The following is a 947-nucleotide window of genomic DNA, read 5'->3' on the forward strand; positions in this document are numbered from 1 at the left end:
GCCTTTTTTACGCCTCCTCCAGCTCACTCTTCTCGGTCAGCTCAATATCCTTATAAGGCTTCTCCATCAAGCCGCCGAGGGCAGTGCCTGCCTCGTACACCTTGTCCAGTGCAGCGTCAGTCTTGATGCCGTTGAAGTTTTTCGCCTTATACTTGGTAGTGCCGTCGGCACCGGTGCCATCCTCAACGTTGATTACCAGAGTACGTTTTAAAATTTCCTGATTGATTTCTGCCATAGATTAAAACTCCTTTCGATGATGAAAAAATGATGGGTAGATGAGAGGCTCCCCTAGGGGGACAAGGTGAATTGCCCGCAGGGCAAGAGAGGGCGCCCTGGGGCGGCTGTCGCCGTAGGCGACTGAGAGGGGACTACTTAGCCAATAAACCCCTCTCCGTCATCGCTTCGCGATGCCACCTCTCCCCAAGGAGAGGCTTTATATCGTCGCTGGGCGATGTGCTTCTACGCTGCCAGCAGCTCAGGCTGCTCTACTTCAGCTTCATGTGGCTGCAGCAGCTTGTCCATAAGCATACTATGCAAATACGCCAGAGCTTTTTTCCGCAGCAGCACGCCTCCCGGGCGCAGGGCCCTCGTTTCCGGCATGCCTTTTAGCATGTACAAATCCCAGCGCATATCGGGATCACCTTGACCGGGACCATATTGGTCGCGACTGGCTGCTTCGGCATGCGTCAGAACTGTATCGTTATTGATTTCCAACTCCAGCTCATGACACAGGATAGCGACTACCATCGCCATCTGTTCCACTTGAAGTTCAGTCGGTGGATATGCGCCAAACACAGGATTGCATTTGTAGGCAAGGATTGCATCCTTAGCGCAACAGAGAGTGACGCCAATGGAGCGACTGTTGCGACGCCAGGTGTGCGACTTATATTCGCGCAGCATGTTGCAGGTGAGGTAAAGCTCGCCCTGCTCGCCGATGTTGATGTGGT

At 53.5% G+C, this 947-nt stretch carries 2 protein-coding genes; both read right to left on the reverse strand.

Annotated elements, in window-relative coordinates:
* Positions 1–7: 7 nt before the first annotated feature.
* The gene (locus BN587_RS10500) at positions 8–235 is read right to left on the reverse strand and encodes a DUF1659 domain-containing protein (protein ID WP_021721098.1); all 228 of its coding nucleotides are present in this window, start codon (positions 233–235) and stop codon (positions 8–10) included.
* A gap of 224 nt (positions 236–459) precedes the next feature.
* Positions 460–947, reverse strand: a 488-nt coding sequence (locus tag BN587_RS11575) for a peptidoglycan recognition protein family protein (RefSeq protein ID WP_303684975.1), incomplete at its 5' end; no start/stop codon positions are given.

This window comes from Phascolarctobacterium succinatutens CAG:287 (assembly GCF_000434895.1).
GTDB classification, from domain to species: domain Bacteria; phylum Bacillota; class Negativicutes; order Acidaminococcales; family Acidaminococcaceae; genus Phascolarctobacterium_A; species Phascolarctobacterium_A succinatutens_A.